This window comes from Metabacillus crassostreae (genome assembly GCF_016908395.1).
Taxonomy (GTDB): domain Bacteria; phylum Bacillota; class Bacilli; order Bacillales; family Bacillaceae; genus Metabacillus; species Metabacillus crassostreae.
The window spans coordinates 643,389-668,226 of the sequence record NZ_JAFBDU010000002.1; the positions used below are offsets into that span (position 1 = coordinate 643,389).

The 24,838-nt window shown below is 32.4% G+C and carries 28 protein-coding genes; 11 read left to right on the forward strand and 17 right to left on the reverse strand.

Annotated elements, in window-relative coordinates; genetic code table 11:
* Positions 1-661: 661 nt before the first annotated feature.
* The 3 genes from JOC75_RS10670 to JOC75_RS10680 all read left to right on the forward strand — a co-directional run bounded on the left by JOC75_RS10670 (position 662) and on the right by JOC75_RS10680 (position 3,505).
* Entirely contained in the window at positions 662-1,084 is a 423-nt protein-coding gene (locus tag JOC75_RS10670) for an HIT family protein (protein WP_204954030.1), read from the forward strand.
* Positions 1,085-1,444: 360 nt separating this feature from the next.
* Positions 1,445-2,524 carry a 3-phosphoserine/phosphohydroxythreonine transaminase gene (gene serC, locus JOC75_RS10675; protein ID WP_204954031.1) on the forward strand — a complete coding sequence of 360 codons (1,080 nt, stop codon included), beginning with the start codon at positions 1,445-1,447 and terminating at the stop codon, positions 2,522-2,524.
* A gap of 459 nt (positions 2,525-2,983) precedes the next feature.
* The gene (locus JOC75_RS10680; RefSeq protein ID WP_204954032.1) at positions 2,984-3,505 is read left to right on the forward strand and encodes a tryptophan transporter; all 522 of its coding nucleotides are present in this window, start codon (positions 2,984-2,986) and stop codon (positions 3,503-3,505) included.
* A gap of 162 nt (positions 3,506-3,667) precedes the next feature.
* Here JOC75_RS10680 and yhzF read toward each other — a convergent pair whose 3' ends face one another.
* Complete coding sequence (gene yhzF, locus JOC75_RS10685) at positions 3,668-3,859, reverse strand: membrane protein YhzF (protein ID WP_204954033.1); 192 nt, start codon at positions 3,857-3,859, stop codon at positions 3,668-3,670.
* A 299-nt stretch (positions 3,860-4,158) separates the two neighbouring features.
* Here yhzF and JOC75_RS10690 point away from each other — a divergent pair, with 299 nt between their 5' ends.
* Both JOC75_RS10690 and JOC75_RS10695 read left to right on the forward strand, forming a co-directional pair.
* The gene (locus JOC75_RS10690) at positions 4,159-4,512 is read left to right on the forward strand and encodes a YtxH domain-containing protein (RefSeq protein ID WP_204954034.1); all 354 of its coding nucleotides are present in this window, start codon (positions 4,159-4,161) and stop codon (positions 4,510-4,512) included.
* A 251-nt stretch (positions 4,513-4,763) separates the two neighbouring features.
* The gene (locus JOC75_RS10695; protein WP_146949512.1) at positions 4,764-5,351 is read left to right on the forward strand and encodes an HTH-type transcriptional regulator Hpr; all 588 of its coding nucleotides are present in this window, start codon (positions 4,764-4,766) and stop codon (positions 5,349-5,351) included.
* Positions 5,352-5,355: 4 nt separating this feature from the next.
* On the opposite strand, the gene JOC75_RS10700 is transcribed toward JOC75_RS10695, so the two are convergent.
* Positions 5,356-5,697, reverse strand: coding sequence for a DUF1878 family protein (locus tag JOC75_RS10700; RefSeq protein WP_204954035.1), 342 nt, complete (start codon positions 5,695-5,697; stop codon positions 5,356-5,358).
* A gap of 269 nt (positions 5,698-5,966) precedes the next feature.
* Here JOC75_RS10700 and JOC75_RS10705 point away from each other — a divergent pair, with 269 nt between their 5' ends.
* The gene (locus tag JOC75_RS10705) at positions 5,967-6,503 is read left to right on the forward strand and encodes a DUF3267 domain-containing protein (protein WP_204954036.1); all 537 of its coding nucleotides are present in this window, start codon (positions 5,967-5,969) and stop codon (positions 6,501-6,503) included.
* A 196-nt stretch (positions 6,504-6,699) separates the two neighbouring features.
* Positions 6,700-6,879 carry a hypothetical protein gene (locus JOC75_RS23970; RefSeq protein ID WP_146949515.1) on the forward strand — a complete coding sequence of 60 codons (180 nt, stop codon included), beginning with the start codon at positions 6,700-6,702 and terminating at the stop codon, positions 6,877-6,879.
* Between the two features lie 189 nt (positions 6,880-7,068).
* On the opposite strand, the gene JOC75_RS10710 is transcribed toward JOC75_RS23970, so the two are convergent.
* The 4 genes from JOC75_RS10710 to JOC75_RS10725 form a co-directional block, all read right to left on the reverse strand.
* Positions 7,069-7,152: a YjcZ family sporulation protein gene (locus JOC75_RS10710; protein ID WP_146949682.1), complete on the reverse strand. Its 84-nt coding sequence runs from the start codon at positions 7,150-7,152 to the stop codon at positions 7,069-7,071.
* A gap of 88 nt (positions 7,153-7,240) precedes the next feature.
* On the reverse strand, positions 7,241-7,324 hold the full coding sequence (locus tag JOC75_RS10715) for a YjcZ family sporulation protein (protein WP_204954227.1): 84 nt from the start codon (positions 7,322-7,324) through the stop codon (positions 7,241-7,243).
* Between the two features lie 175 nt (positions 7,325-7,499).
* On the reverse strand, positions 7,500-7,583 hold the full coding sequence (locus tag JOC75_RS10720; protein WP_146949684.1) for a YjcZ family sporulation protein: 84 nt from the start codon (positions 7,581-7,583) through the stop codon (positions 7,500-7,502).
* 109 nt (positions 7,584-7,692) lie between these two features.
* Positions 7,693-7,776 carry a YjcZ family sporulation protein gene (locus JOC75_RS10725; RefSeq protein WP_146949685.1) on the reverse strand — a complete coding sequence of 28 codons (84 nt, stop codon included), beginning with the start codon at positions 7,774-7,776 and terminating at the stop codon, positions 7,693-7,695.
* A gap of 533 nt (positions 7,777-8,309) precedes the next feature.
* Here JOC75_RS10725 and JOC75_RS10730 point away from each other — a divergent pair.
* Positions 8,310-9,161 (forward strand): peptidylprolyl isomerase, encoded by an 852-nt coding sequence (locus tag JOC75_RS10730; protein WP_204954037.1) that lies wholly within the window; start codon positions 8,310-8,312, stop codon positions 9,159-9,161.
* Between the two features lie 52 nt (positions 9,162-9,213).
* Here the strand turns inward: JOC75_RS10730 and JOC75_RS10735 are convergent, their stop codons facing one another.
* The 6 genes from JOC75_RS10735 to JOC75_RS10760 all read right to left on the reverse strand — a co-directional run bounded on the left by JOC75_RS10735 (position 9,214) and on the right by JOC75_RS10760 (position 17,489).
* Positions 9,214-9,432 (reverse strand): sporulation YhaL family protein, encoded by a 219-nt coding sequence (locus JOC75_RS10735; RefSeq protein ID WP_204954038.1) that lies wholly within the window; start codon positions 9,430-9,432, stop codon positions 9,214-9,216.
* A gap of 129 nt (positions 9,433-9,561) precedes the next feature.
* Positions 9,562-10,506 carry a 3'-5' exoribonuclease YhaM gene (gene yhaM, locus JOC75_RS10740; protein ID WP_204954039.1) on the reverse strand — a complete coding sequence of 315 codons (945 nt, stop codon included), beginning with the start codon at positions 10,504-10,506 and terminating at the stop codon, positions 9,562-9,564.
* A gap of 115 nt (positions 10,507-10,621) precedes the next feature.
* Entirely contained in the window at positions 10,622-13,600 is a 2,979-nt protein-coding gene (locus tag JOC75_RS10745; RefSeq protein WP_204954040.1) for an ATP-binding protein, read from the reverse strand.
* 11 nt (positions 13,601-13,611) lie between these two features.
* The gene (locus JOC75_RS10750) at positions 13,612-14,850 is read right to left on the reverse strand and encodes a metallophosphoesterase family protein (protein WP_204954041.1); all 1,239 of its coding nucleotides are present in this window, start codon (positions 14,848-14,850) and stop codon (positions 13,612-13,614) included.
* A gap of 493 nt (positions 14,851-15,343) precedes the next feature.
* Positions 15,344-16,597: an ABC transporter permease gene (locus JOC75_RS10755; RefSeq protein ID WP_204954042.1), complete on the reverse strand. Its 1,254-nt coding sequence runs from the start codon at positions 16,595-16,597 to the stop codon at positions 15,344-15,346.
* Positions 16,590-17,489, reverse strand: a complete 900-nt coding sequence (locus JOC75_RS10760) for an ABC transporter ATP-binding protein (protein ID WP_204954043.1) — start codon at positions 17,487-17,489, stop codon at positions 16,590-16,592. Before JOC75_RS10760 ends, JOC75_RS10755 begins: the two co-directional genes overlap by 8 nt.
* A 128-nt stretch (positions 17,490-17,617) precedes the next feature.
* Between JOC75_RS10760 and JOC75_RS10765 the strand changes: the two genes are divergently transcribed.
* Positions 17,618-17,803, forward strand: coding sequence for a YhzD family protein (locus JOC75_RS10765; RefSeq protein ID WP_204954044.1), 186 nt, complete (start codon positions 17,618-17,620; stop codon positions 17,801-17,803).
* Positions 17,804-17,989: 186 nt separating this feature from the next.
* Here the strand turns inward: JOC75_RS10765 and JOC75_RS10770 are convergent, their stop codons facing one another.
* The 3 genes from JOC75_RS10770 to JOC75_RS10780 form a co-directional block, all read right to left on the reverse strand.
* Complete coding sequence (locus JOC75_RS10770) at positions 17,990-18,772, reverse strand: enoyl-CoA hydratase (RefSeq protein ID WP_204954045.1); 783 nt, start codon at positions 18,770-18,772, stop codon at positions 17,990-17,992.
* A 389-nt stretch (positions 18,773-19,161) separates the two neighbouring features.
* Positions 19,162-20,667, reverse strand: coding sequence for a coproporphyrinogen III oxidase (locus JOC75_RS10775; RefSeq protein ID WP_204954046.1), 1,506 nt, complete (start codon positions 20,665-20,667; stop codon positions 19,162-19,164).
* Between the two features lie 98 nt (positions 20,668-20,765).
* Positions 20,766-21,224 (reverse strand): STAS domain-containing protein, encoded by a 459-nt coding sequence (locus JOC75_RS10780; RefSeq protein WP_204954047.1) that lies wholly within the window; start codon positions 21,222-21,224, stop codon positions 20,766-20,768.
* A gap of 367 nt (positions 21,225-21,591) precedes the next feature.
* Here JOC75_RS10780 and JOC75_RS10785 point away from each other — a divergent pair, with 367 nt between their 5' ends.
* Complete coding sequence (locus JOC75_RS10785; protein ID WP_204954048.1) at positions 21,592-21,909, forward strand: hypothetical protein; 318 nt, start codon at positions 21,592-21,594, stop codon at positions 21,907-21,909.
* Between the two features lie 223 nt (positions 21,910-22,132).
* Here the strand turns inward: JOC75_RS10785 and JOC75_RS10790 are convergent, their stop codons facing one another.
* Entirely contained in the window at positions 22,133-22,975 is an 843-nt protein-coding gene (locus JOC75_RS10790) for a phosphatidate cytidylyltransferase (RefSeq protein ID WP_420828026.1), read from the reverse strand.
* Positions 22,976-23,292: 317 nt separating this feature from the next.
* Here JOC75_RS10790 and JOC75_RS10795 point away from each other — a divergent pair, with 317 nt between their 5' ends.
* Positions 23,293-23,841 (forward strand): C40 family peptidase, encoded by a 549-nt coding sequence (locus tag JOC75_RS10795; protein ID WP_204954050.1) that lies wholly within the window; start codon positions 23,293-23,295, stop codon positions 23,839-23,841.
* An 86-nt stretch (positions 23,842-23,927) separates the two neighbouring features.
* Here the strand turns inward: JOC75_RS10795 and JOC75_RS10800 are convergent, their stop codons facing one another.
* On the reverse strand, positions 23,928-24,797 hold the full coding sequence (locus tag JOC75_RS10800; protein WP_204954051.1) for a Cof-type HAD-IIB family hydrolase: 870 nt from the start codon (positions 24,795-24,797) through the stop codon (positions 23,928-23,930).
* Between the last annotated feature and the right edge of the window lie 41 nt (positions 24,798-24,838).

The window sequence follows — 24,838 nt, forward strand, 5'->3', positions numbered from 1 at the left end:
TATAACATCATTTTGTAATTGAGGTGTTTGTCAAAGACAGTTCTCTCGTTTGTTATTGATTGTATAAACAACTAACAAGGGGATGGTTGTATTGAACAATGGTGATTTCACATTCAGATAGCATTTAAATAAATGTTAAATGAGGTGTTTATCAAAGATAATGAGCTTTCATTATAAACCATTGATAGTAAACACAAAATTTCGAAATGAGGTGTCTACGGGCCATAATTCTTTTGAATTTGAAGCTCGCATTAACATCATTTTGTAAATGAGGTGTTTGTCAAAATACAGTTCAAACTCCGTTAGCTTTTGTTTTATCAATTAACAAGGGGATGGTTGCATTGAACAATGGTGAATATCACATCAACTAACATTTAAATAAAATGTTAAATGAGGTGTTTGTCAAAGATAACTTCCCATTTATTGAGTAAAAAATACCCTTTCTCGAGGAACAGGATGATCATTCGATTCATCCTGTTCTTTTTGATTTGATTTTCATACCAGACGTCTTGTACTTTTCTATATTAGGTAAAATAATGTTCCAAAGCTTGTAGCTAAACATTTTATCCCTTAGAATAAGATTTAAAGTAACATACATACATGAAGAATGCTGTTGAAACTTGTTGACTTAGAATATTTTTTTAAAGGAAGTGTACGTACAATGAGTGAGTGTATTTTTTGTAAAATCGTTAATGGAGAAATTCCTTGTGCAAAAGTTTTTGAAAATGACCATGTTGTTGCATTTCTTGATATTAGCCAAGTAACGAAGGGGCACACCCTTGTTATTCCAAAAGTACATAAAGAAAACATCTATGAATTAACTCCTGAGATAGCAAGCAAAGTTTTTGAAGTTGTCCCTCAGATCTCTAACGCCATTAAAAAGCAATTTAAACCTGTTGGATTGAACTTATTGAACAACAATGGAGAACAAGCAGGACAATCTGTTTTCCATTATCATATGCATATTGTGCCTAGATATGGCAAAGGTGATGGTTTTGGTGCCGTATGGAAATCACATGCTGATCAATATTCACCAGAGCAACTACAAGAAATCGCTTCATCTATTAAAAGTGAACTTTCATAATTAATAACAACAAAGCAATCGAAAATAGTTTATTATTAATACCAAAATTGCGACGATTAGATAACGCAATTTTGGTATTTTTGATTATTAGATTTTTATTAATAAATCAAGTAAAAACAACATCATTTATAGTTAATATAAAATGACAAAATACATGAACTAGCCTTTGACTGGTTATCTCATCAATACGAAAAAATAAATTTTACTCACACATACACTAGTTAAAATTCTATAAACCACAAATAAAAACGCTTACTTGATAAAATTTCATAAAGATACAAATATTCAGTCTACATTTCCTGCTCTTTTCATGATAGGATATGAGTATTATTTTACGTACTATCTTAGGAGGGCAAAAGATTGAGAGCTTATAATTTTAATGCAGGACCAGCAGCTATACCTTTACCAGTATTAGAACGTGCACAAAAAGAATTGGTTAATTTCAGCAACACAGGTATGTCAGTTATGGAGCTTAGTCATCGTAGTAAAGATTATGAAGAAGTCCATAACAAAGCAAACTCTTTGTTAAGAGAATTACTAGGAATTCCTGATACTTATGAAGTTTTATTTTTACAAGGTGGAGCTAGTTTACAATTTTCAATGATTCCTATGAATTTTTTACAAGAAAATAAGACAGCACACTTTATTATGTCAGGTGCTTGGTCTGAAAAAGCACTAAAAGAAGCAAAAATGTTTGGAGAAACTCGAATACTTGCTTCTAGTAAAGAAGAAAATTATACACATATCCCGAAAGACTATTCTTTAGCTGATACTGAAGACGGTGCTTATCTTCATATTACATCTAATAACACTATTTATGGTACACAGTGGAATGAGTACCCAACAAGCTCTATTCCATTAATTGCTGATATGTCTAGTGATATTTTATGTAAAGAAATTGATGTTGAGAAGTTTTCACTTATTTATGCTGGAGCACAGAAAAACCTTGGACCTTCAGGTGTAACCGTTGTGATTGCTAAAAAGGATTTCCTTGAAACAGCAAATGAAAATGTTCCAACCATTTTAAACTATTCTACACATGTAAAAAACAATTCTTTATACAATACACCACCTACATTTGCTATTTATATGCTTTCTTTAGTGTTGGAATGGGTAAAAGAACAAGGTGGAGTTAAAAAGGTACAACAGATTAATGAAGAAAAAGCTGGTGCTATTTATTCTGCTATTGATCATAGTGACGGATTCTATAAAGCACATGCAACAGATGATAGTCGTTCTTTAATGAACATTACATTCACACTTCCAAATGAAGAGCTAACAAAAAAATTCCTTCAAGAAGCTAAGGAACGTAACTTTATTGGTCTCGCAGGCCATCGCTCTGTTGGTGGCTGCCGAGCTTCTACTTACAATGCTGTACCAAAAGAAGCATGTGAGGCACTAGCTTCTTTCATGAATGAGTTTAGAGATAATAATAAGTAAACATTCATTCTAAGGTGCTGAGACATATTTATTTAAGCTAATGATAAACCCGAATTATTTGGCGATCGTTCGATTGATCTTCGCCCAATAGTTCGGGTTTTTATTTTTTGTCTTGGCTCTGTTAAACTTTGTTGTTGATTTCCATTACAGACATTCATTTTCACGGGAAAAAACAGGTCCCTTTTTTCCTAGGTCCGGGAGCCTCCTCATAAGCTGCGCGCCTGTGAGGTCTCCTTTGACACGCTTCTCTAAGCAGTAGTCTCATATATTCACCTCCAATCAACAATGTGCTATAAATCAACATTAAGCTTTAACCATAGCCATTTATTAAAGAAATAAAATAACTGTACGTAAAAAACATTTCTTGCTATAATAATTCATAACTTCTCTCGCAATAGGAAATGAGTTCACTATTGGGGAGAAACATCTAATAAGAGATTAGAAGAGGAGAGATGAGAAATGAATACTAGAGTATTAGTTACACTATCTTTATTTTCTGCAATTGGGGCTGTACTAAATATGGTAATGCCTCCGTTTTACCAAGGAATGAAACCAGATATGATGTTAATCATGATGTTTATCGGAATTATCTTTTTTCCAAGTGTGAAAAATGTTACTTTGCTAGGAATTGTTACAGGAATTCTATCTGCTTTGACAACAACTTTCCCAGGTGGACAAATTCCAAATATTCTTGATAAATTCATCACAGCATTCGTGTTTTACGGTTTGTTCTTACTCGTAAAGAAATTTGCACAAAAGGTAGCAGTAGCAACAGTACTGACTGTTATTGGTACAATTGTGTCAGGAACAATCTTTTTAGCATCTGCTTTAGTTATTGTAGGTTTACCAGGAGGAGCAGCATTTTCAGTTTTATTCGTAGGTGTAGTTCTGCCAGCTACTATATTTAATGCAGTATCAATGATTGTTGTTTTACCAATTATCCAAGCGATTTTCAAACGCTCAAATTTAGCAATTGTATAAGTTTTTCATTTTAAACATGTTTAAGAGGTTGACCGTCATTGGTCAACCTCTTTTTAGGTCAATGTAGCTTTGTTGGTTTTCCATGAATAGAAACTCAACGAATGATGAAAAAGAGAAGAACAAAGCCTAATTAATGACAATCAAACCCTAACTACATTATTCCTATTGAAAATAAATTAACATAATTCCTATTAAAAGCGTGATAACTCCAGCTGAAGCTAATACATTCACCTTTTGCTTAACTATTTTTTTAGGTGGATAAGATGCTGATTGCTGCAATAATTTGAAATAATGAAAAGCTCCGATAAAAAGTAATAAACTAATAACAAAAAATAAGAAAATAACACCTGACATGCTCATCCCCCCTTCTCTAAAAGTCAAAGAACTCAAGTCTTATATACAAGTAAATAAAAGTACTCATATATTCACCTAGTAAGAACAAAAATGAGCAAAGCATTTATAGCTCTTTTCCATCTTCCAGCCTAAATGAGCCTACATATAAAAAATAATTCAAAAAGTACTTATAAATATTTATGCTAACAAGCCTCTAACTATGTATAATGTTTAATAAAGACACACCTTTGGGTAAATTGTTAAAGAATGGATTAACTAGATAAATTAATACATATCCATCATTTTTGGAGGGATGATTTATGTCAAAAAATAATGCATTATTTTATGGTCTTGTTGTAGGTGGAATAATTGGTGGAATCACAACATTACTTTCTACTCCTTCTTCCGGAAAAGAACTACGTGGGAAGATTAACCTAAGCCGTGAACAAATAGAGGACATTTTACAGCAATTAGAAATTGAGAGCAAAGCTCTTAAAGAACAAATCGTTAAAACAACTCAAGAAGGTACGGAAATTGTCAAAGAAGTATCTGCTGATTTAAAAAAATCAATCCATCAATTCCAACATGATATAGAGCCACATAAAAAAGACTTACAAAAGGAAATAGAAGAAATCGAAAAGAAAATTAAACAGCTTGAAAATACACTTCAATAATATTGTTTTTTAGCTCATATTTAAAAAAGTTACTTTACGTAAGAAACTTTTCTTTTACAAGTAAATTATTTTTCTCTTATTTTAAAAAGTGTGTAGGACAAGTATTGTCTACACACTTTTTTTCGGCTAAAATCATTGATATATAAGGGTTTATTAAAATTTTTAAAAATTTCGTAAATTTATATCTTTATTAATCTTTATTTTATTGGCATAATAGAGAATAATACATTGAGAGTCAGGGGTGACCGGTGATGAATCATAATGAAAAGGAATATACAATAAAAGAAGCCTTGTTATTTAGTCAACGAGTTGCGCAACTTAGTAAAGCATTATGGAAATCAATTGAAAAGGATTGGCAGCAGTGGATCAAGCCATACGATTTGAATATCAATGAACACCATATTCTGTGGATTGCTGATCATTTAAATGGAGCCTCTATTTCAGAGATTGCTAAATTCGGAGTTATGCATGTATCTACTGCCTTCAATTTCTCCAAAAAACTTGAGGAGAGAGGTTACTTAGAATTTTCTAAGAAAGCTGATGATAAGCGTAACACATATATTAAGCTTACTGCTCAAGGAGAAGAAGTTCTGTCTAAACTGTTAGAAGATTTTAGTCCTGAAAGAAACTCTGTTTTAAAGGGAGCACTTCCTCTACAAAATTTATACGGAAAGTTCCCTGAAATGATGGAGATGATGTGTATTATCCGCAATATTTATGGAGACGATTTTATGGAGATCTTTGAACAATCATTTCATAATATTGAGGATACCTACAATGATGAAGATGGAACTTTAACAAAAAAGAATTCTCAAGATGGGCAACTTATATCTAGCTAAAAAATTAATATGAGGATTTTATTAACTCAACCAAATCACTCATTAAAATAGGATATAAATTTTGTCTATATAGTGCTTGAATTGTTTCATTTACATCCAGCTTAGAATTTAACTGTCCAGCAAATTGCGTAAGGAGATCTGTAAAGATTACTAATCCTTGCGTTTTTTGTTCTTCATGAATTGCTTCTAACCCATTAAGAAGCTGATATATTTCTTCGATTTCAGATTTACTCAATCCCTTTTCCATAACCAACTGATAAAAAGGAAATCGATTTGTATCCACCATTTGTAATAATAGCGCTTGATAATACTCCAGTCTTTCCAAACGCTCCTCAATAAAATCCATCCTGTACCCTCTTTCTATTCATACATTATTGTCCTTTATTGTATAGTATTCCCGTTATTTTAGGAAGTTTAAATCCTTTATTGTTCATGTAATTAAGAAAAGCACAAGCAGCTTATTGAACACGTAATTACTATAAACACTATTCCCTTAATATCTGCCAAAAAACTATTTTTTGCAAATTCTTATCCAAATACTTATTTCGTATTGATTTTTTCCTCTCACCGTCGTACAGTATGGTAGTACTTAACATAAGTTTGGACGGTGAGACGATGAACTGTTGGAAAACCATAAACCTTTCTAAGGATGTTGGTCTGCACAAAATATCATTTATTTCGATGTTAACGATGGTATGTGTTTTTATTTTAACCTATTTGCCTATTAATTTATTTTTTTCAAAAGTTCATCTAAAAGACGGACATTTTTTAATGTTTATATTGTTGATGGTTAGCATGATTCCAGTTCATAAGATACTGCATGCACTTCCACTTCTATTATGTGGGTGTCGTGTGGAGATGAAAATAAAATTTTATTATATGTTCCCTTCTTTTCAACTAAAAGCATGTAATGGAATTAAAAAACATAATATGCTTATATCTCTTTTGACACCATTTATTGTTTTCACAACAGTTTTTCTATATGGGAGTATCCTCTTTCCAGCGTATATGCATTATTTTAGTATTGCAATGGCTTTTCATATAGGTCTTTGTGTACCAGATTTTATTTTTATTAAACATCTGTTACTAGCTCCAAGATCCTGCTTTGTTGAAGAGTTCGATGATGGATTTGAAGTACTTGTCCAAAAATAGTGAATAAGAAAATGAGTAAATTAATATAGATATAGTAGTAATGCCGTTTGAACGAGGAATTTACGCATATGTAAATAGTCTAAAGTGATGTCATATTTTACATCACTTTTTTAACTTGTTATTAGTAGTCAATGCTATCTTTTTCATAAATAGTTTGGTAATCTAATATGTATATGAAAGAGAAGGGGGATCTCATATGGTCATTTTCTTCATCTTGTTTGCAGTCTTTATCTTGTTTTATATAAACAAGCTTACAAACACTCTATGTTTAGTACGCGAGATTCCTGAAGACCGTCAAACAAAAGTTTTTAGAACAATAAATGTTCTTATTACGATTTTGTTAATCTCATCATACATTGAAAATTTGTATACGTAGAGCTTCGTTTATACGATCGTAAATCAAAAGAAATACTTCCATGTTTACCTTCATTCTATAGGCAGGTAAGTGCTCTTATATTGAATAAATTATCCGCCTATAGAAAAGCAAGGATACATAGTTTGTAAGAAGCACAGATAAAGGACACATTAATGAGGCTGACTCAATTGAGTCAGCCTCTCTTTTATCTTATAGCCACGCTGCACCAACGATGATTAACAAGATGAATAATACAACGATTAACGCAAATCCACCTGAATATGCTCCGCTCATTATTACACCTCCCATTCTTAATAAAGATCATTATTCAAAGCAAAATCTAATCAGTTTTAGACATTTGCCCATTAAAATAGAGAGTTTATTAAAGGTAAGAAGCACCAATGATAATTAACAAAATGAACAATACAACGATTAACGCAAAGTTATTTGTGTAACCATGACTCATAACTTATTACCTCCTTTATCTTTTCACTTTATCTTATGGTCATTTGCTCTATTGTGATTGGACGTTTGCCCAATTTAGGTCTTTTTCTTTATTAAAGTTTTTTCTGCTTTACTGTTTCAATGTTGTAAACACCCTTATAAATAACACAATATAATCTTCTATCTATAGAAATAACTTATAGATATGAAGCACCAATGATGATTAACAAAATGAACAATACAACAAGTAACGCGAAGTTGCTTGATAAACCATGACTCATAACTTATTACCTCCTTTATCTTTTCACTTTATTCTATGGTCATTTGCTCTAATGTGATTGGGTGTTTGCCCAAGAAATCTAAGTTAAAGATTGTTTTGCTGGGTAATCATTAAAGATAAGAAGCTCCGATGATAATTAACAAAATGAACAATACGACAAGTAATGCAAAATTGTTGGATGAACCAAAGCTCATATTGAAATACCTCCTTTATCTTTCTCTATATCCTATTAATTTTCTTTAGCTTCGTTTGGACGTTTGCCTAATTTTTATGAATTTGTTATATTCAACTATTGCAAAGCTGTAATAATAGCTTCTAGACTATACCAGACATATTTTATTACCTATTTTGGATGATTTGAATGTTTAAGTATGAAGGGTTTTTCTCTCAAAAGACTGTTAAGCGGATATCAACAGAGAATTTCACTTTAACAGCCTCATAGAAAATAATTACCTGTATAGCGATCTAAGAACACTGTTTAGCAAAGTAAAAATCATAAAAAACTTTTTGAACTTGTCACATTATGGTATAGTATTTCTTGTACTGTCAGATTTGGACTTCTAACAAGGATTATTTTTAAAAAATGATTATTACTTACAATCTATAAGCAACTTTAAATTTTCCAAGTAAAAGAAACCAATCAATATTCGCCGTTAAAACATGGCACTTAGCCACGTTTTTTCTAATAAAGAATTTCTAAATATTATACTAGGAGTTGTATTAGAAGATGAAAAAGGTAGCAATAGCAATAGCAGCCGCAACAAGCTTATTTGCACTTAGTGCTTGTAACAATGCTGATTCTGAATCAGAAGTTGTTGTGGAAACAAAGGCTGGTAACATTACAAAAGATGAATTTTACGAAGCAATGAAGAATCGTTTCGGAGGAGACGTTTTAACAGAGCTTGTTCATGAAAAAGTATTAAGTGAAAAATACGAGGTTTCTGAGAAAGATATAGAAGCTGAATTTGAAAACTTAAAAACACAATTTGGTGCTCAATTTGAAAGTGTTATCCAAATGCAAGGCGAAGATGTTGTAAAACAAATGGTTAAAGTTGATTTATTAAGAAAGAAAGCTGCTGCAGAAGAAGTTGAAGTAACTGATGAAGAAATAAAAGCTTATTATGATACATTAGAAGGACAAGTAAAAGCTAGCCATATATTAGTTGCTGATGAAGCTAAGGCTAAAGAAGTTAAAGAAAAGCTTGAAGCAGGAGAAAAATTTGAAGATCTTGCAAAAGAATATTCAACTGACCCTGGTTCTGCTCAAAATGGTGGAGATTTAGGTTGGTTTGGTGAAGGTGCAATGGTTAAGGAATTCCAAGATGCAGCTTTCAAACTAAAAGAGGGCGAAGTTAGTGAGCCAGTTAAATCTGAGTTTGGTTATCATATTATTAAAGTAACTGAAACTGTTAAACCTTTCGAAGAAATGAAAGAGGATTTAAAAGAGGAAGTTCGTAAACAAAAGATTCAACAGCCTGATACAATTCAACAAGCACTTGATAATGCAATTAAGGATTCTAATGTAGAAGTTAAAGAAGAAGACTTAAAAGATCTATTTAAAGCACCAGCAAAAGAATAAGAGCATCATTAACAAAAAAATCGGTGAAATTCACCGATTTTTTTAATAATCATTAACTTACAGACTGTTCCTCTTGAATCTCCTGTTGCTGACTAACAAGTGCTTGCTTTTTCTGCCGTTCTTGCTCAATTCTTTCTATATAAACCTGCCCCTCTTTTTCAATAAACTCATCATCAATTTCCTTATCCTGCTGATGTGTCTTAAAGGCCATATATCCGCTTATGAGAATTCCAATAATACATACATATATCCACCATGGCAATACTAACATCCATGCTCCCCCTTTTAAAACCTTGTCCATTTGAACAAGCTATTTACTTAAGCATATGTTAGGGAGCTAAAAGTTAGAACACTTTGTTTATATTAACCAACCATGAGCTTACTTCGCCTTAAAAAATTATTATTTATGAAATGTTGGTTTGTAAAAGGATCTGTTATCTAATGCAAATATTCTTTCTGTATACTCACCAGGTTTAACACGCTCAAGGCCACGATCTAGCATATTCATTTTAGCATCAAGGTTATCAATATAATGCAGAATTTCCGCTTCTTTGATCATAGGAGGTTTTGGACTACCCCACTCAGCTTTACCGTGATGGCTAAGAACTAAATGCTGAAGGATAACAACTTCCTCACCCTCAATCTGTAAATGCTCTGCAGCCTTTGCAATTTCATTTACCATGATAGAAATATGACCTAATAAATTTCCTTCAACAGTGTAAGTTGTACTAATTGGACCTGACAGTTCAATTACCTTACCTAAGTCATGTAAAATCACCCCAGAATATAGAAGATCTGTATCAAGACTTGGATATAAATTTGAGATCGCCTTTGCTAAATCCAACATTGATACAACATGGTAAGCTAAGCCTGAAACAAATTCATGATGATTTTTTGTTGCTGCTGGATATTCAATAAAAGCTGCTCCATGCTTTTTTAGTAAATGGCGTGTAATACGCTGGATATTTGGATTTTTCATTTCGAATATATATTGAGTAATTTTATCATTCATTACATCCTTAGAAATAGGGGCTGTTTCTAATAAATCTGAGATGTTAATTTTTTCATCATCATGTTTAGGTCGAATTTTACGAATCTTTAATTGATTTCGTCCACGGTAATGATGGATGTCTCCTAATATTTTTACAATGCTTTGAGGAGAATATATCCCTTCATCCTCTTGAGATGCATCCCAAAGCTTTGCCTCAATTTCCCCAGACGTATCTTGTAAAATTAACGTTAAAAATGCTTTACCATTACTTGCAATTCCTTTTACAGATGATTTTATAAGTAAATGGACCTCTACTTGATCCCCAACATCGTAGTGTAGAATGCCTTTAGCCATAAATATGCTCCTCCATTTTATGTGATCTCTTTAAGAGTAATAAATAGTAAAAAATCTTTATATTTTGTATCGTAAGTATAGCATAGTTAGATCAAAATCGGCTTTAGAAAAGTCTTTAAATCACCTGAACTGCAGACAAATCAATGATATTTTCAGAAGGATAAGTTACCGAAATATGTTTGTGACATGTAAAATAAATCACTTGATTATCTTGTTTAAGCTCCTCCATCAATCGTAAAATATTTGATGTTCTTTGTTTATCAAAATGAACAAAGCTATCATCAATCATAATTGGCAGATGAAGCTGATTATTGATATTCTTCACTAATGCTAAGCGAATAGACAAATATAATTGTTCTGCTGTTGCCTGACTTAATTCTTCAGCTAAAAACTTCAATCCGTCATAACGCTCTACGATAAATGATTGCTTCCCTACTGGCAAGATTACCTTTTTATATGAATTTGACGTTAGCTTTGCAAAAAAGTAACTAATGGAACCAATTAGTGCAGGAAGCTTTTCCTCACGATGTCTTTCAATCGTTTTATTTAATAAATCATTCGCAATGGCTTTTACTACCCATTGAGCTGCTGTTTCTCTAATTGCAGCCTTTTCATTTTCAAAGGAATGTCTAAGTGCTGAATAAGTACCGTTTTGCTCAATTTCTTGAATTTTAACAACAACTTCTGAATATCTTTGTCTTGTTTCTTTTTCAGATTGTTCTAATACATCTAATTGCTTTGCTACAAGAGTTAATTCCTCTGTTAAATCAATTTTAGACTTTAGCTGACTATGATCTATTATTGTATCCTTTTCACTTGCTAGCTGTTTTTCAATCCATAAATTTTGTTTCAATAACTCTTCTCTTTCTTGATGTATTTTCGCTAACTTTCGAAAATCATCTTCATCTGCACATCTGCTCTTACTTATTAGCTCTTCCTTTTGTTCAGATAAATACTTGATTTTTTCTTGAAGTTCACCAATTGCATCTTCTGCTTCAGATTTTTTTTCAATAAGTTTAAGAAGTAATTCTTTTTTCTCAACTTCACTTTGACATCTTCTTGAAAGCTCATATAAGCTATATTCACTTGATCCCTCGACTTGGAACCTGTCTATTACTTCTGAAATATTATTATTAAAGTGTGTGACTTGATTTTGCAGATCAACATATTCTTTCTCATTCTGTTTTTTCTCCAAAATTAACTGTTGAAGCTTCTGTATGATCTCAAAGGCTTCTAATAATGTTTCTGATGTGAAATTATGGTCTAATTGTAACTTTGCTATTAAATTAGATAATGTGACTGCACTTTGAAATTGTTCTTCTTCCCATTCCTCATATTGTTTAACTATTTTCTCATAGTACTTTTCATACTGTTTATATAAAAGTTGTTCATGATGAAGTGCAAGTCTCATTTGATTATCTTGCTCTACTAACAACATCGCTTCTGGTAATGATGATGAACCTAACTGTAATGAATTAGCTTCATTTAAGGTTTCCTCTATATTACTTAATTTTGTTGATAGATGGTGAAGAAAAGGATCTTGATAATCTGCAGACTTTTTTAAATAAATTAGTGCCAAAAACAAAACAACTATTAACACTACAGCGATTATCCAACTTTTTTCTATCAAGAAGAAAAGTGAGCCTGTGAATAGCAAGAAAGATAATAACGATAGAATAATTGTCCGTTGTTTTTTATCCTGCTTAAATTGCATTTTTCTGTTAGATATCTCGGATATTAGTTGTTGTTTTTCGCCTTGTAATTGTTTGATATTTAAATTCCCTTGAGTTTTCACCTGTTCTTCTAACTTCACTCTCTCGTCATCAGGCAGAATTTTTTCTTTGAGATTACTTAACTTCCATTCTGCTTCTTCAAGATCATGTTTTGTTCGATCGAATTGCTCATCAAGCATTTGCTTTCGATGCTTAAGCTTTTGATCTAATGTGATAGACTTTTTTATTGATTCTTTAATTTGGATGGTGGTACTGATTTTCAATAATTCATCGTCATTCATTGTTGGAAGAACTCTTTGTTTATATAAAGTAATCTCATGTTCCAGCTTACTAGTGCTTTGCTGAATTTGTATCATTCTTTTTTGCTTTTCTTCAAAAACTGGAAGCTGCTCTCGTAGATGTTGAACTGTAGGTACTATGTTGATAAGATCTTCATCTAGCACAAGTGCTTCTTCTTCAAGCTGTATTTCTTCTTTTTTTCGATTCAATGAATAAAGCTGTGCCTCCATTGGCTGCAGAGTACTAACCAATTGATCAAGCTGTTTAAGACCTTCTTCTGGAAAATCCTCAGTATTTTGTAAAGAAGCTAATTGATTTCTACACCATTGTCTATCATTAAGAAGTGGCAATATGGATAATACCTTTTCAAGCTCTTTATGCTTGTTGATATTTTCCTTCTTATTCAGCGTTAAAGTTGTTAACTCTTCATTAAGCTCTTCCTTCAATTCTAGAAGCTGTTGATATTCATTGTTTTGTCTCTTTGCATCCATCAACTGATTATGACTGTTTTTTAGCTGGACTAGCCCTTCATTAAGTTCAGGCTTTTTACCACTAGGTTTATACAGTAAGTCTTGTTGTTTAATTAGCTTATCTTCTATTGAAAAAAAGGTGTCAGCTCCGTAGATGCTTGAAAGAAATAAATATTTTCCGATTTGATCAGAGTTGATTTTCTGTATTTGCTGAAGACCATGAACATCAAAAGAAAAAATAGATCGATATGTTTCCTTATCGATTCCACTCATCAATGTTTGCAGGTATTCTTCTCCTTTACTTGTGCCATCATCTAACTCTATCGTGACATTTCCTCCATTTTTACCTGGTAGACGCTCAATTCTGACCAGCTGGTGATTATCTTCTACAACAAGGTAGCCTCCATATGCTGCTCCTTGTTTAGGCTCATACCTATTCTCAGCTTGTTGTTTTGTGGGAAACCCAAATAAAATACTATGTATAAAAGACATGATCGTTGATTTACCAGCTTCGTTTTCTCCATATATAACTTGCAAAGTATCTTCATGAAATTCAAAGAACTTGTTTTCAAATTTTCCATATCCATATATCATTAGCTGTTTAATTTTCAATTCTTATCACCTCACTTCAATTCATTATTTTGTAAAAGCTCTCTATGTAATAGCTGTTCGGCGTCTTTTAATAATTGTTTTCTTTCATCAAGTGTATATCCTTCTATATATTGCCTGAACACTGGGTGTTTTGATAGTGGTTCTATTATTTCATCAAATGATTGATAATTTTCAACTGTTTTGTGTAAATCAGTCAAAAAAGCTTCAAGCTTAGGATTGTTTTCTCTTGGCTGGCTTGTTTGATTAATTAGCTTTACCACCCAAACAAAATACTCATTTTCTTTTGCTTGGTCATTTAAAATATCGACTAAATCTTCTTGAACATCTTGTCCATAAATTGTGGTTGAAAAAGAGTCAATCCCTGTTAAAACGAATGTTAAACAAGTTGATTTATTTGTCTGTTTCATGGCAAAAATTACTTGCTCACATTTCTGTATTAACTCTGAGATCGTAGTTATTCCCTCGATTGAAACTTCTACCTCTTTCCAAATAATTTCTTCTGTTGAAATAAACTCAGTTCTCACTTCATGGTCTTCCAGTTCTACAACATAAAAGCCCTTCTCCCCTGTTTCCTTTCGATGCCTTCCTTGAATATTACCCGGATAAGCAATCATTGGGTTAGCGTGATGTAAGACATGTCGTTTATGGATATGACCTAAAGCCCAATAATCAAAATCTTTAGAAATAAGCTCACTTACTTTAAAAGGTGAATAAACATCGTGTTCTTTATTTCCTTCAACTGATCCATGAAGCATACCAATGTGATAAACAGAAGGATTGTCTTTGCGAACATAATGTTTTGTCATATTTTCCATAACAGCTCTAGTAGGATAGCTATATCCATAAAGATAAGCTAATAAAGAGCCATTCTTCATAAATTCCTTGCATTCGACCTTCTCGCTAGAAAAGACATGAACATTATCAGGCCATTCAATGTTAATCCACTTTCCGGACATATGATCATGATTACCATGAATAATATAAACTTCTATCCCAACTTTAGCTAACCTTGCAAACTCCGTTTTTAATTTCAATTGTGCCTTTAAGCTTCGATCTTCTCCATCATACAAATCACCAGCTATTAAAACAAAATCAATTTTTTCCTTAATCGCAAATGTAACAAGTTTTGTAAAAGCCTGAAATGTGCTTTCTCTAATTTTCTCAAACAGATGTGATGGCATATGCTTTAAGCCAACAAATGGACTATCCAAATGGAGATCTGCTGTATGTATAAATTTAATATGTTTCATCAATTATTCATTCCTTTTAAATACCATTATTATTGTTTATTTTTCTCCTTTCATTTTACCACCACTAAAATACGAATGCACGTTCTTATCTAAACAGTTGTTTTAAATTGTTATTTATTAATCTTAACTAAAAAAGAAAATCCAACTATAACAGAGCTGGGCATATTAAAGAAAGCATCACCTAAAGAAGAAAAATCTAAATTATTCTAAAATATTCAATATATAATACTGTTGCTATCAATCAGTTAAGCTGCAAAAACAATTTCGTTCCATTATGCTGCAGACATTCGCTTTCCACTAGTTCTTAAAAAAAGTTTATAAAATCAAAAAATCTAATAGAAGACAGTAAAAAGACCCGATCTATTAGGTGATAGATTAATTGAAATATCACCTAATAGATCGGGTTTATCATTAACTTAAAAACTTATGTCCCAGCCCCCAGCTTTTAGGGCACAATATACCTTTATCTTTAATGCCCTTCAGACTGATTATGTTACTTATCCTTTGACATCATAAGTGCTCGTTTTAAATCTTTAAAAGATGATGATTTTCCGTATATTAAAACTCCACCTTTATATACTCTCGCTCCAAATATTGCTAATGCTGTAATAGAAAAAAGTAAAATCGCTATGGATAATGCAATTTCCCAAAATGGAATATTTAACATCCCTACACGTAGAAACATAATCATCGGTGTAAAGAATGGAATATACGAGCTGATTGTTATAAATGGTGTTTCTGGATTTCCAAGGCCAAACATCGCAATCATAAATGCTCCGACAATGATAAAAATCATTGGTGAAATTAATTGCTGTACATCTTCAATTCTACTAACAAGTGAACCAAGAAATGCTGCAAGGGTAGCAAATAAGAAATACCCTAAAATAAAGTAAATTCCTGCATAAACGAAAGTTGATGTTGGAATATCTGAAAAACCTAATAATCCACCAGTCATCGTATTCAATTCATCAATTTTCGATTGAATGGAAGCATAACCAACCACAAGGATTATAAACATTTGCGTTAAGCTTAGAAGTCCGATTCCAATTAATTTTGCAAACATTTGCTTCACCGGAGATACACTTGAAATAAGAATCTCCATTACGCGGGATGACTTTTCTGTAGCTACCTCTGTTGCAATCATACTTGCATAAAAGATAACAGAAAAATAGATAACGAATAATAATACATATACAAGACCTCTTGCCTGATTTAACTCTTCCTCCGTTTTTGCATTATCCTCAAGTGCCACCTTATTTATTTCAACAGGTGTAAATAATACATTTAAATCACTTGAATCAAGACCAAGCTGCACTCGACCTATTTCTTGTTTCGTTTGTTGTAAAACCTGTTCAATTTGGGCAAATATTTGACTATCTGTCATCGACAACGTTTTTACAGTTGCTGAAGGTAAGTCATTTTGATCTTTCGTAATTATGATCATGCCGTCATATTCTTCTTCTAGTACTTTTTTATCTAATTCAGTTTCAGATAATGTAGATTTTTCTATTTCAAATGGATTTCCTAATGTCTCTACATTGTCTTCAAATAGAGCAAAATATGTATTCGTTTGATCTAGAACAACAAATGTTTTTGCTTCTTCATCTTTTTCAAACGCTTGAATGATGGTTGATATATTTGATAAACCAAACAAAATCAATATAGTGAGTAAAGTAGTAATAATAAATGATTTCGTTTTTACCTTGTTGAAATAAGTATGACCTACTATGATCCAAAATTTATTCATAAGAAGCACCTACCTTTTCAATGAAAATATCATTTAGTGAAGGCTCTTCAAGTGCAAATTTTCGAACAAACCCTTTATTTTGTAGCTCGTTAAAAATCACCTTTGCTACTTCTTCATTTTCGATTTGAAGCTCTACACCTTCAGACAGTTTCTTGCATTTTACTACACCAGGTATCGAAGTTAAAAAGTCCATATCAAAATCGCCTTGTATAAAAACATTCTTTTTGCCGAAAGATCTTTTTATATCTCTTAATGATCCATGAACAACAGGCTTTCCTTTATGCATGATACATAGGTGCTGACACAATTCCTCAACATGCTCCATTCTATGACTCGCAAAGACGATCGAGGTTCCAGCTTCTTTAAGGTCAACAACTGCTTTTTTTAGTAATTCAACATTTACCGGATCTAACCCACTAAATGGCTCGTCTAAAATAAGCAGTTTAGGTTTATGTAAAACAGCTGCGATAAATTGTATTTTTTGTTGATTCCCTTTTGAGAGCTCTTCAATTTTCTTATTCTCGTATTCTGTAACATTAAATCTTTTAAGCCAGCTCTGTAGCTCGTTTACCACTTCTTGCTTGGTCATGCCTTTTAATCTACCTAAATAAATCAATTGTTCTTTTACCTTTAATTTTGGATATAACCCTCTTTCTTCTGGTAAATACCCAATAGAATCACTAACATTATATGAAATCCTTTTACCATCCCATGAGATCTCCCCATCAGATGGGTTTAATAACCCTAAAATCATTCGGAATGTAGTTGTTTTACCAGCACCATTCGCACCTAGAAATCCAAATATCTCCCTCTCAGGTATTGTAATCGATAACTGATCAACTGCTGTATGAGTTCCAAAGCGCTTTGTTACATTATCAATAGTAAGACTCATTATATCCCTCCTCTTTACTATTCTACGAAATTGGTAAAAGAAGGTTTCACTTTTTTGCAGGATTATCATTATAAAAGTAAGAATTATATAATGAAAGGTATTTACAGTACAACAAGGGGGTAAAAAGGTTGGAGACATATTATTTAACTGTATTCGAAAAAAATGGAGAAAAGCTTTTAGATGAAAGCTTTCAAGCACCAACAGAAAAAGAAGCAAAAGATATAGCAGAGAAAAAACTAGCTGAAAAAGATTTAACAAATAAAACACATCGCTGTACATCTTCATCAGGAAAACTTGTTGTTTTTGGTAGATAAGGAAAATTGCTCTTTGAAATAGCTGGCTCTTGAGCTATTTCTTTATAGCTTCACCCTGCATATGACATTTTTGCAAAAGAATCATAATGCTGGTGCTAGACATGTAAACAAAGTGTAAGTTTTACTTTATAAAAAAAGATGACTTTTGGGAAATCTAAACTGTGATCCAAAGTCATCTTTTTACCTTTATTGTCCTGTAAATTGTGCAACTCTTTTTTCTAGAAACGCTGCAACTCCCTCACTATGATCACTTGTTCTTCTCATGTTAAGCTGATTTTCTGTTTCTGCATTAAGTGTTTCTATTAATAAAGATTTCTCTTGGCTGCTAAAAATTGTTTTCGTTGCGATCATCGCTTGTAATGGTCGCGCTTCCATTTTTGTTTTCCATAACAGCATTTGTTCTTCAGTATCACCCTCATATACTGAATCAATCATCCCTGTTTTTAATGCATCCTCTGCATTTAACGTTTTGCCTTCCCAAATTACTTGCTTTGCGGCATGCTCTCCTAATCTTTTCTTTAAAAAGAAATGTCCGCCACCATCTGGAACCAAACCGATATTAATAAAGTTCATTGCGACTTTTGCCTGCTTTTCGGCTAATACAATATCACTTGCTAATGCAAAGCTTAACCCTAAGCCTGCTGCTGCTCCATTTATAAAGCTAACTGTTACAGCAGGTAATGTATATAGTGTAATAATCATTTCTTTGATTGTTTCCATAACAGGTTGAAATTGTGACTCATCATTACTAGATAACATTGTCTTCACATCACCACCAGCCGAAAAGGCACGTCCTCTTCCTGTTATAAACAATAACAAAATATTTGAACCTGCAATTTCTTTTAAGCAACTTGTTAGTTCTTCAAGCATTTTTACATCCATTGCATTCATTGATTGTACTCTATTCAAGTATAATGTTGCTGTCTTCCCCGCTTGTATTAGCTCTACCGTTTGATATTTCATTTTCATCCCCCTTAATGTATATATCAATATATCATTTCGGATTAATATAGTAGAATTCCTTCTTTTTAAGAACTCTTTTTTAAAGGGTGTTTTTATTACACATTGTTGATGTGTCTTTTATTATTTTTTTTGTTAACTTTGTTGCTTTAAGTAGCATGGAGATACGACCTTATAATTTATTTAGACTCTGTTAAACTTTGTTGTTGATTTCCGTTACAGGCATTCGCTTTCCCAGGAAAAAAGCACCTTTTTTCAATAAGCGAGAGGAAAGCCCTATCAAAAGTCCGTCATAAAGCTGATGAAGGAAATGAGTACCTATTTTATTAAATGTTAATTCAAATAGAAAAAAGCAGGAGGTTACCATACATTCCTCACTGCTTAAACATTTTGCAAACTTATTTCGTTGTTTGAAAAAACAATTGTTCTAAGATCTTAATTTTTTCCTCTGTATAATGCTTGAAGCCATCATTATAAGATTTAGGATCTTTTGGATTTGCAAATTGAGTAATCCTTCTCGTTATGGGATCAACAAATTTACTAGCAGCACCACAACCAATTCCTATGATTGTTTGCTGCTCCTCCATGATCATAATATTATAAATACTGTCCTGACCTTTTAAGGCATAACCAACGTTTTCTAGATTACCTAATATGTTTTTTTGTCGATATAAGTAATACGGTGCATAGCCATTTTCATTTGTCCATGAAACAGCATGATCCATCATCGTACCTATTTCTTCACGACTTGCAACCTTATACTTATGTTTATTTTTTGTCATTTCAGATGCTCTTTTAAAAGAAAGAGTATGAACTGTTATAGATTCTGGCATTAGTTTTGCAGATTCTGATAATGTATAATCAAATTCTTTAACACCTTCACCAGGTAATCCTATAATCAAATCCATGTTGATATTATTCATTCCCATACTTCGTGCTAAATGGAATTTATCGATTGTTTCTTCTACAGTATGATGTCGACCAATTGCCTTTAATGTATCTTGAATATATGATTGAGGATTAATACTAATCCGATCTATATTATACTTATTTAAAACATCTAGCTTTTCCTTTGTAATTGTATCAGGTCTTCCTGCTTCAACAGTTATCTCTCTTATGTTTTTAACATCTGGGAAAGAAGTGATCATTTCCTCATAAAGCATATCCATCTCTTCAGCAGTAATACTAGTTGGAGTTCCTCCACCATAATATACTGTAGTGATTTTTATGCCTTTCTCTGTTAACCAACGTCCTATTTCCTTCATCTCAAAATGAAGACCACCTAAGAAGGAGGTAACAGAGCCTTGTCGATTGTTTATTGCATATGCCGGAAATGTGCAGTACGCACATTTTGTTGGACAAAAAGGAATACCAATATAGATACTTACTTCATTAGCTAGTGTATCTAAGTCTGGGATCACCTCTAGCTGACGTTGCACAATTTGCTTCATCAATTCAATTTTCTCTTCCGAAAGCAAATACTCATCTTTAAACATACGATGAATCTCAGCTTCAGTTAAACCCTCTTGACGTTTTTTATGATAAAGCTTTGTTGGTCGAATTCCAGTTAAAATCCCCCATTTTTGAATGATGCCTGTATATTCCTGTAGCATTGTTAAATAGACATACGACAGGGTGTTCTTCATCTGTCTTAATCGATCTTTTCCCTCTAAATGTTCAGGTATTTCTTTTTCTTTCTTCGCTTCGTATTGTTTACCATCCTCTGATCTAAGAGAACCTCTTATTGAAACACTGCTTGATTCTTCGTCAATGAAAAACTCTGCTTCAAGGGTTGAATCACCTTTAGTAAAGCAGAGTTCCGTTTCTTCAAAAAACAAATTCCCAATCAATGTTAAAGGACGGTGAAATCGCTCATCATCTATGCCTTTAATATATATCTTCATATTATCACCTTATCTTTTCAAGAACTTCTTTAAGCTTTAACATAGCCTTAAGTTTACAAAAATACTGCTTGATGAGTCAATGTTAGATACTAGAAGTGTTAGACAGTGGTTAAGACGAACCCCTTCTTTTTCATTAAGTATCTAAGTGCAGCTGGAAAACTTGCAAATGACTCTGCTTTTATTTGCACTCCAGAGGTTACAATCTTTTTTATAAGCTGTGGTGAAAGACCAACATAATAGGGCTCAACACCCATGAGAATAATTGCTTCTGTTAGTTGATGGATTTCTCTCCCTAGCTCTTCAATTTCCATTTGTTCGATTTTTTCAAGTGTAATGTCTGTTAAATCGATAATAGCTGATTCAATTGGATTACTTTGTATGTACATTAAAATCTTAATTCTAATTTTCTCGAATCGTTCTTCAATTAATATACCCGTAATAGGTACTAATATTGTATTAGGAATAATAGACGGAATAATTGGTGCAGACATATCTAATATAACTTCCTCATATTCATTGATCTTTTTTTCTAGCTTTTCAATATATTCCTGGTTCATATACTGTTCCTCGTTTCTATCTAAATTCTAGGCTTTCTTCTCATGCAAGCTGCTTACGCAATCATTGTTTCTCAAAAAAATAATAGTAACCAATTTATATATAAAATTTAGTAATATCTTTTTTTCATCCAATATTACACTTTATACAACTTACATCCCATATGAGGAGCGTTAGCAACAATCTTTTTAGAAAAAGCTGATTATCAACTCTATTACAATAGTAACAATTTACTATTACCTCTAACAAGTAAAGTTTATTCTAGATATACTCTAGGATACGCCTTTCATTCTAATTATAAATAATGTTAATATTTTTACCTATTAAAATCATACAATGTTTATAACTATATCATTAGGAGGCTTTATTGTGAAAATTTTTCTCCCTTTCTTCCTTGTTGCAGTTGTTTTAGTAATTGGATATTTAGAATCCCCTCTTTTCAGTGAAAAAGAAGATGTTGTTACAAGCCTTCCTTTACCGGTAGAAGAAACAACTTCAGCAAGCTCGCAGGAAGATGAACAAGTAGAATTAACAGCAGAGTTAGAAAATAAGTTTGTTGAAGTAACAGAAGAAGATGGATATACCGTTGAGGTTTATCAAGAGTATGAGATTTATAAAGATGCAGAAGGTAATGTCCTTGAAAGTGTACCAACGTCTAATTATCACTATTTGCGTTATAAGCAATAAGAAGCTACTTTTAAAATTTGAAAGGATAATCCCGAATTAGAAGGTGATCGTTCAATTAATCTTTCTCCTAATAATTCGGTTCTTTATTTACTGTCATCAGTAGATTTTTTCTTTAATTATGTCCCAGTTAGACTTTCTTCTAGAAAAAGTACCTATTATCGGATAAAATATTGTTTCCACCAGAAAATGAGATCAATAATAGCAACACTGTCAAAAAAGGGCTTTACATAAAATCATAGAAATATCTAATAACATGGAAAAATACCGGTGATGTATATGTTAAGCTATCAACACGATTAATATAGCTTTCTTTAAGCGTCTCTATTTTCTCCTGATCACCAATTAACAAATCACGCTTTAATACTGAGATTGTTAAACTTCCAAAAAATCCACTTAAACTAATGAGAATACCAGATAAAATCCCAAACTTCATATCAAGTGGTGTTAAATATGGATAGATAAAGTAGGAAACTATAGTTGTAACAATGGCTGCACATATAAATCCTTCCCATGTAATCGTTGGGTTTGCTGAGGGTACTACTTTTCTCTTACCAATGTATAGTGAAATCAAGTAATGAACAATATCGTTTACTTGTGTTAGCAAAACAAGAAATAACACAAGATTTGCTCCATATTCAGGTGTAGCAAATTGATAATACGCAAGATGACTTAATCCAAACACCATTAACATTAAGCCCCACTGTGTTGAACTTACTGATCTAAGAAAACCACTTGTACCTTTTCCTAGCAATCTTGGTAATGGAAGAAATAAAAAAACATAAACAGGAATAAAAACGATAAACATTCCATACCATCCGATCATTATCCAATAAAACTGAACCGGAATAGCCAAATATGCCCAAAGGAACAAACGTCTGTCGGCTTTTCTAGTTTTCATCATCGAGAAGTACTCTTTTAATGCAAAAAAACAAAGCACCATTAAAGACAATAAAGACACAATAGGATTGAATAATGTTGCCATACAAAAAACAACAAACATTCCCCACCATGTTTTCACTCTAACAAACACCTGTGAAAAATCCTTGTCAGTTTGCTGTTTACTCATAAAAATAAATACTAGATTTACAGTAATTAAGCCAATAAAAATGATCGTCAAAGTCCACAAAGTTGTACTCAATTTTCCACCTACTCAAATTTAAAATTCCACTACAACTCAACTGTTTCCGGCAAACATGTTTCTTTAAATAAGGAGAAAGTAGCTCCTTATGAAATCTGGTCGCATCTTTCCTTCATAAAATGGTACCCTTATAAGACAAAACACTTTCAACAAACTATTTTAGTCATTTAGCATCCATAATTTTAAAAAAGATCTTATAATAAAGTATAGAATAAATTAGAAATTTCCAAAAGAGGGAAAAATATATGAAATCTACCACATATGTATATATTTTGCTAACTGATACAGGTACCTTATTTACAAAATCAATAAAAAAATACACCAGGGCTCCTTATAATCATGCCTCTATCGCATTTAACCATGAATTGACTGAAATGTATAGTTTCGGAAGGAAAAATCCAAGTAACCCAATTAATGGTGGCTTTGTCAAAGAAGATCTGTTCACTGGAACTTATAGTAAATACCCTAAAACAACATGTGTTATTTACAGACTAGAAGTTTCAGAACGTGAAGTAGAAAAGATGCGTCGAGTTCTTAATGTTTTTATAAAAAACAAAAAGAAATTTCTCTATAATCTCGCCGGTGTCTTGGGAGTTTCATTAAATGAACCTATTGAATTTAGCAATTCTTATTTTTGTTCACAATTTGTTGCTGAGGTGCTACACAGAGCAGGAATAAAACTCTGGGATAAGCTACCAGCCCTTGTTACTCCTGATGATTTTAGACAACAAAAACAACTTGAGCTTATATACGAAGGAAAGCTGTTTGATTATCCTGCAATTAAGAAAAAATGATTGAAGCTGAGGCACAACACGACAGAAAACAGGGACTATTTTGAGTCCCTGTTCAGATCGTTTATCTATCAAATAGTTTAATTATATTATCTATCTATCTTAATTTTACGCAAAAATTCTTGTCTTTGCTGTTTACGAAAATGCTCTTTAACCATATATCCTACACCCTCGTGGTTATTTGACCTAGTTACCCAGTCAGCAGCATGCTTTACTTCAAAGGGTGCATTCCACATAGCTACTCCTAGCCCAGCTGATGTGATCATTCCCTTATCATCTTCCGCATCACCAATTGCCACAGTTTCTTCTAACGAAATCTTTAAATGCTTTGCTAACATTCTTAATCCATATTCCTTTGATAAACCCTTTTGAATGATTTCCAGCTTCTTTGGTTGAGTCGCTTTCACTTCTACTCCATTAAACGCTTCGATGATTAATTGCTCTGCCTCTTCTTTTTCATCTTCCTTTGAAAAATGGACATCAATCTTTGTTGCAGACACAGGCTCGTCACGAAGAGTATCACCTAATGAATCAACAAACTGCACAGGATAAAACATCGAATCTGATGTATTGAGAATAGATTTACTAAGTAAGTTTGAAGCAATTCTTTTTCTATTTCCAATTGAATATCTTTCATGAGTTAGACGAATATTACACTTGAAATTTTCAAGTACTTGAACAAGATTAAACGTCATTTCCTCTGAGATTCTCTTCTCAAATAACGGTTCATCAAGATTATCAGCTATAAATGCTCCACCATGTGTAATAATGTATGAATCTAGCTTTAATGCTTTTGCAAGCTTTTTCGCAGATTGAAAATGCCTGTTCGTCACAAGTGTTACATAAACACCTTTATCTTTCACATACTCGATCGCTTCTTTCGTGGACGGCTGGAGGCGACCATTTGAACGAAGCAAAGTACCATCTACATTAAGTGCCAGTAATTTATAATTAGTCATTGCGGGTCCCCCTTCTACAGATGTCAAAAACCTATTATGAG

Coding starts and splice junctions, on each gene's coding strand:
- yhaM (WP_204954039.1), bottom strand. CDS start 10,506: ATGGCTAAAGGCATTCTACACTACGATGTTGGGGATCAAGTAGAGGTC.
- JOC75_RS10760 (WP_204954043.1), bottom strand. CDS start 17,489: ATGAGTCTTACTATTGATAATGTAACAAAGCGCTTTGGAACTCATACA.
- JOC75_RS10695 (WP_146949512.1), top strand. CDS start 4,764: ATGAATCATAATGAAAAGGAATATACAATAAAAGAAGCCTTGTTATTT.
- JOC75_RS10700 (WP_204954035.1), bottom strand. CDS start 5,697: ATGGATTTTATTGAGGAGCGTTTGGAAAGACTGGAGTATTATCAAGCG.
- JOC75_RS10730 (WP_204954037.1), top strand. CDS start 8,310: ATGAAAAAGGTAGCAATAGCAATAGCAGCCGCAACAAGCTTATTTGCA.
- JOC75_RS10770 (WP_204954045.1), bottom strand. CDS start 18,772: ATGAAAATGAAATATCAAACGGTAGAGCTAATACAAGCGGGGAAGACA.
- JOC75_RS10725 (WP_146949685.1), bottom strand. CDS start 7,776: ATGAGCTTTGGTTCATCCAACAATTTTGCATTACTTGTCGTATTGTTC.
- JOC75_RS10795 (WP_204954050.1), top strand. CDS start 23,293: ATGAAATCTACCACATATGTATATATTTTGCTAACTGATACAGGTACC.
- JOC75_RS10790 (WP_420828026.1), bottom strand. CDS start 22,975: ATGAGTAAACAGCAAACTGACAAGGATTTTTCACAGGTGTTTGTTAGA.
- JOC75_RS10750 (WP_204954041.1), bottom strand. CDS start 14,850: ATGAAACATATTAAATTTATACATACAGCAGATCTCCATTTGGATAGT.
- JOC75_RS10705 (WP_204954036.1), top strand. CDS start 5,967: ATGAACTGTTGGAAAACCATAAACCTTTCTAAGGATGTTGGTCTGCAC.
- JOC75_RS10715 (WP_204954227.1), bottom strand. CDS start 7,324: ATGAGTCATGGTTACACAAATAACTTTGCGTTAATCGTTGTATTGTTC.
- yhzF (WP_204954033.1), bottom strand. CDS start 3,859: ATGTCAGGTGTTATTTTCTTATTTTTTGTTATTAGTTTATTACTTTTT.
- JOC75_RS10755 (WP_204954042.1), bottom strand. CDS start 16,597: ATGAATAAATTTTGGATCATAGTAGGTCATACTTATTTCAACAAGGTA.
- JOC75_RS10775 (WP_204954046.1), bottom strand. CDS start 20,667: ATGAAGATATATATTAAAGGCATAGATGATGAGCGATTTCACCGTCCT.
- JOC75_RS10690 (WP_204954034.1), top strand. CDS start 4,159: ATGTCAAAAAATAATGCATTATTTTATGGTCTTGTTGTAGGTGGAATA.
- JOC75_RS10680 (WP_204954032.1), top strand. CDS start 2,984: ATGAATACTAGAGTATTAGTTACACTATCTTTATTTTCTGCAATTGGG.
- JOC75_RS10670 (WP_204954030.1), top strand. CDS start 662: ATGAGTGAGTGTATTTTTTGTAAAATCGTTAATGGAGAAATTCCTTGT.
- JOC75_RS10735 (WP_204954038.1), bottom strand. CDS start 9,432: ATGTTAGTATTGCCATGGTGGATATATGTATGTATTATTGGAATTCTC.
- JOC75_RS10710 (WP_146949682.1), bottom strand. CDS start 7,152: ATGAGCGGAGCATATTCAGGTGGATTTGCGTTAATCGTTGTATTATTC.
- JOC75_RS23970 (WP_146949515.1), top strand. CDS start 6,700: ATGGTCATTTTCTTCATCTTGTTTGCAGTCTTTATCTTGTTTTATATA.
- JOC75_RS10780 (WP_204954047.1), bottom strand. CDS start 21,224: ATGAACCAGGAATATATTGAAAAGCTAGAAAAAAAGATCAATGAATAT.
- JOC75_RS10800 (WP_204954051.1), bottom strand. CDS start 24,797: ATGACTAATTATAAATTACTGGCACTTAATGTAGATGGTACTTTGCTT.
- JOC75_RS10720 (WP_146949684.1), bottom strand. CDS start 7,583: ATGAGTCATGGTTTATCAAGCAACTTCGCGTTACTTGTTGTATTGTTC.